A 3,630-nucleotide genomic window follows, 5' to 3' on the forward strand; every position below is an offset into this window, starting at 1 on the left:
TCCGTCTGCGCCTCGGCCAACTCGCGCTCAAGACGCTCGATGACGAGTGCCGCAGTCGCCGGCACTAGTGCGCAGTGGGTTGCGTCCATCCATAGCTGTTTATCCAACACCCGCAGTCTCTCGCACAATGCCTTCGTGTCGTCACTCATGGGGAGGCTCGAATAGCCAATCGGCCAACTTCCATCCCGCCCACAGGGCTAACGGACAGAGAAAAGTGAGCAACCACAGTTGAAATTCACTCATCGACCACTCCTAGCGCGCGGATGGCCTCAGCGCAATCATCTGCCCCATCGCTCTCGCCCTGCAGTTGCGGATTGGCGCGCCCCTTTCCAGTGCCGCGCTTGTATTCGCTCCATTTGGCGCTTGCGTAGTCCTCGCATACCTGCACCGCCCTCTCCCGCATCGCCTCGGCCGCGCTGCGCTTGCCGGCGAGGTATGCTGCGTCCAATGCAGAGTGAATATCGCGCCACGGAGTCTCCAAATAGTCTTTCGTTTCGTCAGCCAGCGCCGCCCGGTCCTCATCCGTCAGCTTCATGCCATCGCCTCCTGTGCCCTCCGCGCCAGGCTCGCGGGCCTCACGTGCCTCTCCGTAGCCGGATCGCCGTTTCGATCCATTTCTTCGCCCTCGCATAGTCAGTGATGTGATCCAAGCGATCTACTTTCGCTGCAGAGCACAAAGCGCGCTCGCTAATGTCGTGATCCTTGCAGAGCGCAGCAAGCTCAAGTGCCTGATCGACGGTTATGAATCCGGTAAGGATTTCACTATTTGCTGATGATCCACCGTTTCCCCCAGGGGGCAACGTGGTATGCAGACGCGACGGAGAGTTACCGTTCGCCCATTCCGCGATCTTGCGTCCGGCTTCCTCCGTGATCGGCTGTACTAGAGGAAACAGTGACTTGTGCTGCTCCTGCAGCTTGATCGGCTTCGGTACACCCGGCGCTTCCGGCGTCAGCAGCAGGGAAACCGTCAACTCGAATGGCAGCGACTTCTCGCAGATCGGTTGCCAGCCGCCGATGCCGGTCAGCGATACTTTCGGCACGATCTTCATCTTGCCATCCTCGCGGATGACATCGACCTTTTCTTCAGCCCGAAAACACAGAATCAGATGGGCGCGAATTTGCAATAGCTTCTGCACCATCTGCTTGTGCGCCATCTTCGGCTTGATCCACGACGCCAGCTTCGCCGAGTCTCGGCCGCCCATGCGCTGAAACTCCGCTTCCTGCATGTCAAGGATCCCGCCATCGCCTGCCCATTCGTGCGACATCGAATCGACCACGATGACCGGATAACCGGCCGCATCCGCTGCGTGAATCGCCTCGGCGTAAGCATCCGGCGTAAACGGCGGCTTCAGATCACCGTGATCGAAAGCGAATTGATCGGCATAGTGCTTCGCCCGGCCCGCTTCCGTATCAATGACGCAGAATCGTTTTTCGCCGGCGATGCCAATTGCCAAGCGCATCGCCGTGTACGTCTTACCACCGCCCGATGGCGCGATCAAGCCGATTAGCAGCCCGACGTTTTCGCGCACCGCCGGCCTAAATGTGAAACTCATGCTTGACTCGCATACGCGATCGTCGGATCATTCAATTGCCTCTCATCCCATCGCGCCCGCTCCCAGATCGGCATTTCTGGATAACACGCCCGCGCCGGATAGCCGGGCCACTCATTGCGCGCAAAGCATTCCTTCCATCGCTTCAATCCGGCGCGGCATTTCGCGTGCCCGACCTCAAGCATTTCCGGCGAGATTCCGACTAGGCTGCATAGGTACGGCGCATTCTGCTCCTGGCACAGAAACAGGTACGCCGGATCATTGCCGTTAAGTGCCTGCATTCCGCGCTGATACCATGCCGCGCCGACGTAGTAATCGAGCAACTGCGTGCGCCCCCAGCGATCAGGCTCGACGCTCCCCGTCGTCGTCTTGTAGTTGACGATGATCGAATGGTCAGCGGCGATGCGATCAGGCCGCGCCTTGCAGAGTATCCCATCCTCATCCCAGACCATTGTGAGTTCGGAATGTCCGCCGCCTTTCTGGAACATCGCATAGATCGCCGGCTCCGTTTGCCTCAGACTGGCGATGAACGCCCGCGCGGCGATTACCATCGCGTCTATCTCAGCCATCGCCGGTTTCAGCACTGGGATCTTACCGGCCTCGCGCGCTGCATCGCGCGCCGCGCGGATGCTCTTGTTCGTCCAGCCGTCCGGGATCGAGCCCGTTTTCTCCGCAGGATGATCGAGAGGGTCGATCACCACGACGATCTCGAGTCTATCCTCGAGCAAGATGCTATGCGCGATTGTTCCTCGATCCGAAAGGTCCGTATTGTCAGCGACGCCAGCAGGATTCATCCAACTGTTGAACCATGCTGCAGCCGGACATCGCTCGATCACGTCCGAGATCAGCGACGCGCTTACTGCAGGCAGCTTCAGGTATTCCGCCATCGGCAGCGCATGATGAACGCCCGGCGTCACGCTTCCTCCCCGGCCTTCTCGACCTTGACGCCTTCTCCCATCAGGCGCGCAACGTCGTGCGCCTTGGCGACCATTGCCGTGATCTTCTTGGCGACATGACGCACCGCTTGCGATGCGTTTCCGGCCTCGACTAGACGGGTCGGATGATGCGGTTCCTCGATGATGTACAGGCGCGTTGCCATGATTCTCCTCAGAGCGCAATGAATAGAACAAGAAACGCGACGATCACTGCGCTTACGATCCAGATCGGATGCACCCGCCGCCGCCGCTCGAAATAGCCCAGCGGCAAGCCGCTTGAGCGTGAAAATTGCCAATGTCGTAAATCGTCAAATTCCGCACTGCACGATACCCCGCGACGACCGCGCTCAGGCTGCTCGTTCGCATTCATCGTCGATCTCCTGTTCAATCGCCGCCGCCACTGCGGGGCAGCGCTCGCACTCGCCGTACTCCTGCGCCAGACAGACGTTTTCCCCCATATCGTCGAGCGACGGTTCTATGTATAGAAACTCGCATCGGCAGCACGGGTCGTTGTCCGCCCACGCGCGCTCAGCGATGGCGATCATGGCGTCGAGGGTCATGTCGGTGCATCCGTGATCGTCGCCCCGCTCCCGCCGCACATCCCGCAGCGCTCGATCTGCCCCGCGCGCAGCACGCGCCCGCGCTCACAGTACGGGCACGGCACGGATACGACGCGCGGGATACCAGCCGCGTCCATGCGGCGCTCGGCGTCGGCGATCATCTGCGCCAGGTACTGTTCGGCGAGGTTCATTTAGCGCGCTCCGCGAGCATGGCGTCGGCCATCTGATAGGACTTCTCCGCGTACAGACCCCAGGTAAGATCGAGATCGGCATCGGCCATCAGCCCCGCCAATACCTGCCCCGCAAACCAGTCGCGCAGGGACATCCCAGGCGTTCCGCGGTGCTCACCGATCTGTTGCTCTCGGTCGCCATCCCACACCCCCTCCGGCGCAGTCGGAAACGCCGACCCACCGTCGGCGGTCATTGCCGCCCCTCGGCGCGGGCGATGGCAGCGCGCAGATGGTCACGCAGCGATGCGTAAGCGCGCTTGATGCCCGGCGGCGTTTCATCTGGCCCGCTTGGGTCTGTATAGAACTCAGCGTCCGCGAGCATGGCGCGTGCGGCCTCGATTGACACCTGATGCAG

Annotated in this window: 7 protein-coding genes; all 7 read right to left on the reverse strand. The window is 61.0% G+C overall.

Translation table 11 applies throughout. The annotated features are described in order from the left end of the window. Window positions 1-235: 235 nt before the first annotated feature. The gene (locus KGI06_06020; GenBank protein MDE1871764.1) at window positions 236-448 is read right to left on the reverse strand and encodes a hypothetical protein; all 213 of its coding nucleotides are present in this window, start codon (window positions 446-448) and stop codon (window positions 236-238) included. A 127-nt stretch (window positions 449-575) separates the two neighbouring features. After that, the gene (locus KGI06_06025; protein ID MDE1871765.1) at window positions 576-1,553 is read right to left on the reverse strand and encodes an AAA family ATPase; all 978 of its coding nucleotides are present in this window, start codon (window positions 1,551-1,553) and stop codon (window positions 576-578) included. After that, entirely contained in the window at window positions 1,550-2,467 is a 918-nt protein-coding gene (locus tag KGI06_06030; GenBank protein MDE1871766.1) for a PD-(D/E)XK nuclease-like domain-containing protein, read from the reverse strand. The genes KGI06_06025 and KGI06_06030 overlap by 4 nt, the downstream gene beginning before the upstream one ends. Continuing rightward, window positions 2,464-2,649, reverse strand: a complete 186-nt coding sequence (locus tag KGI06_06035; GenBank protein MDE1871767.1) for a hypothetical protein — start codon at window positions 2,647-2,649, stop codon at window positions 2,464-2,466. Before KGI06_06035 ends, KGI06_06030 begins: the two co-directional genes overlap by 4 nt. A 183-nt stretch (window positions 2,650-2,832) precedes the next feature. Continuing rightward, window positions 2,833-3,045, reverse strand: a complete 213-nt coding sequence (locus tag KGI06_06040; GenBank protein MDE1871768.1) for a hypothetical protein — start codon at window positions 3,043-3,045, stop codon at window positions 2,833-2,835. Then, the gene (locus KGI06_06045) at window positions 3,042-3,236 is read right to left on the reverse strand and encodes a hypothetical protein (protein ID MDE1871769.1); all 195 of its coding nucleotides are present in this window, start codon (window positions 3,234-3,236) and stop codon (window positions 3,042-3,044) included. Before KGI06_06045 ends, KGI06_06040 begins: the two co-directional genes overlap by 4 nt. Further along, window positions 3,233-3,469: a hypothetical protein gene (locus tag KGI06_06050; protein ID MDE1871770.1), complete on the reverse strand. Its 237-nt coding sequence runs from the start codon at window positions 3,467-3,469 to the stop codon at window positions 3,233-3,235. Before KGI06_06050 ends, KGI06_06045 begins: the two co-directional genes overlap by 4 nt. Window positions 3,470-3,630 lie beyond the last annotated feature (161 nt).

Source organism: Candidatus Micrarchaeota archaeon, from assembly GCA_028866575.1.
Taxonomy (GTDB): Archaea; Micrarchaeota; Micrarchaeia; order Micrarchaeales; family Micrarchaeaceae; genus UBA12276.